This is a genomic window from Bradyrhizobium nivariense (assembly GCF_029846695.2).
In the GTDB taxonomy this organism is placed as follows: domain Bacteria; phylum Pseudomonadota; class Alphaproteobacteria; order Rhizobiales; family Xanthobacteraceae; genus Bradyrhizobium.
This window is the reverse complement of sequence record NZ_JARWCR020000169.1, coordinates 1-2,115: the sequence shown is the minus strand read 5'-3', so window position 1 is coordinate 2,115 and position 2,115 is coordinate 1. Positions and strand designations below refer to the sequence as shown.

Below are 2,115 nucleotides of genomic sequence, written 5' to 3'. Positions count from 1 at the left end.
CCTTGACGACCGCACCCCGGATCAAGCCTACTTCGATCTTCCTCCGCTCCGCGCGGCGGCCTAACACCGGCAGAGTCTCCACTTATCGACGCGGAATTTTTGTTCAGACAATCGGGACCGGCTCTAAATTGCGCACATGGGACGCGCGATTGCGCTGAACGAAATGGGCGCAGTCATCTGCTCGGTAGAGCGCATGCAAAGGACCAATGGATGTGCACGTTCCAGTCTAAAGCGTTTTGCGACGGAGGCAGCCATTGCGCACAGAAGAGGACGTGATCGCCTAATGAAACCGACTAAGGCTTTAAGAACTCGAATGCCTTCCAGTCGCTAATTGCTAAAACGCACCGATCCGTCATCGCCTGAGCCAACGCAATGCCGCGTTCGTTGGCGAGGTCGCCGAGACCGCCACCTATAACCGGATAGCAGAAGCAAAACATGAGCGTCCAACGATAATCATCGATGCAATCAGCAAAAGTGTAACCTCTCACTCCATGTTCGAACAGACGGTCATGATATGCACGCAGAAGATCTAATTCTATCTCGCGCCGGATTGACGGAGCCACGCTCTGACTGAGAAACATTCCGACGTCGTACGTGCCCACGCATTGGCTAACGATTTGCCAATCCACAACTCTGATCGGCTCATGGTCTGGCCGTCTGCCAAAGAACAGATTGGCGAGCCTGTAATCGCCATGACAAAGCGTACGTGGTCGATCGCGAAAGCGGTCGAGCATGGCCGCGATCTGATCAGATAGGCGCTCACCAATTCGCAGCATCTCATCAGAAAGGCCCGCGCCACACCGCTGAAGAAAGAGCGGCCAAGCAACAGGATAGACTGACATGGCACCCTTATTTACTTCGCTCTCGCCTAGCGGCACCCAGTCGATTATCTTCAGTTTGGGACTTTCCCACCATTCCGCGTGAAGATCCGCGAGTTGGCGAACCGCCACGAATGCATCCTCCGCAGAGCATCCCTTTAACTGATCACCGAGCCGATGATCGCCAAGATCCTCCAGGAGCAGGACGAACTCATCGCTCGCAGCATCGTACGACTCATAAAAGCATCGTGGGCTAGGTAAGGAGTGGTCTTTGCCAAGATGCCTGTAAAACTTGACCTCTCGTTCGTAGAACTTCAACTGTTGCGCAAGACCGCGGATTTGCTCGATCGCCGATGGGAATTTTGCGATCACAGATCTTGGGCCTGCCGCTCCAGCTCGATAAACAAGCCTGATACGCGCCAGTTGACCGTAAATACCGATACCTTGCCCAACGACCTCGGTCTCGATCGACGAGACGGATGCGGGATCAAGCCCAAGCGCCAGGCTCAGGCCAGCGACGGTGAGGTCAGCAGGACTTCGCGGATACATACTTAACTCCCACTTGCACATCCCCCTTGAACGAGCATTTGAAGGCTACGGTCGCGATCGGAAAGAAGCCATTGCGCCGCCTCGAACCCGCAAGTTACGCCGCTGGCGCGAGATCGAGAGGCGCTAGGAGCTTCTCACCGCGGGCGCAAGCCAGACAATTGATCTCGTCACTCTCCCTCAATTTTTCCAAAGCATACGCTCTCGTTGTCTCAAGTAGTCGGTATACGGGCTCGCTGCCGGCGACGTCCGCCAAAATAAGCGATTTGGTGACGAGATTGGCAACGCTGTCTGAAACTGCGGAGGCTTCCATATCTTCGGTTGAGGCCGCAGCAGTCGCTTGTTCAAGAGTGAATTCGCCCTTCACGGCCGAAAGCCGGCGCAAGACCATGCGCTCCTGCTCGGGAAGCCAATCGTAACTCCAATCCAGCATCGACCGCAGTGTGTGGTGTCGCGCCGTGGCCGTGCGGTAGCCCCCTGTCAGGCCGTGCAAACCGCCATCGAGGCGTCTTAGCAGGCAACGAACCCCGATCGTGTCGATCAGGCTTGCCGCGAATTCGATCGCTAAAGGAATGCCGTCCAGCTTGCGGCACAAACTGGCGACAAAGGGTACATCTTCATCCCTCAGCTCAAATTTTGCCAACTTGGCCGTAACGCACTGCGCAAACAATTCTACCGCCGAAAATCGGAGCATATCAGTGGCTTTAAGAGATTTCGATACCGATGGCAGCCCCAAGGGCGGTAGTCGATA

Annotated in this window: 2 protein-coding genes; both read right to left on the bottom strand. The window is 55.5% G+C overall.

Annotated elements, in window-relative coordinates; all coding sequences use genetic code 11:
• Nucleotides 1–293: 293 nt before the first annotated feature.
• A complete protein-coding gene (locus QCM77_RS45700) occupies nt 294–1,367 on the bottom strand; it encodes a phosphotransferase (protein ID WP_280097112.1) in 1,074 nt (357 codons plus the stop codon).
• A 94-nt stretch (nt 1,368–1,461) separates the two neighbouring features.
• Nucleotides 1,462–2,115 (bottom strand): ATP-binding protein (locus tag QCM77_RS45695; RefSeq protein ID WP_462804420.1); only part of this gene is annotated, 654 nt, incomplete at its 5' end.

Bases quoted from the DNA above. Each gene is read 5' to 3' on its own strand.
- QCM77_RS45700 (WP_280097112.1), bottom strand. From the start codon at position 1,367: ATGTATCCGCGAAGTCCTGCTGACCTCACCGTCGCTGGCCTGAGCCTG.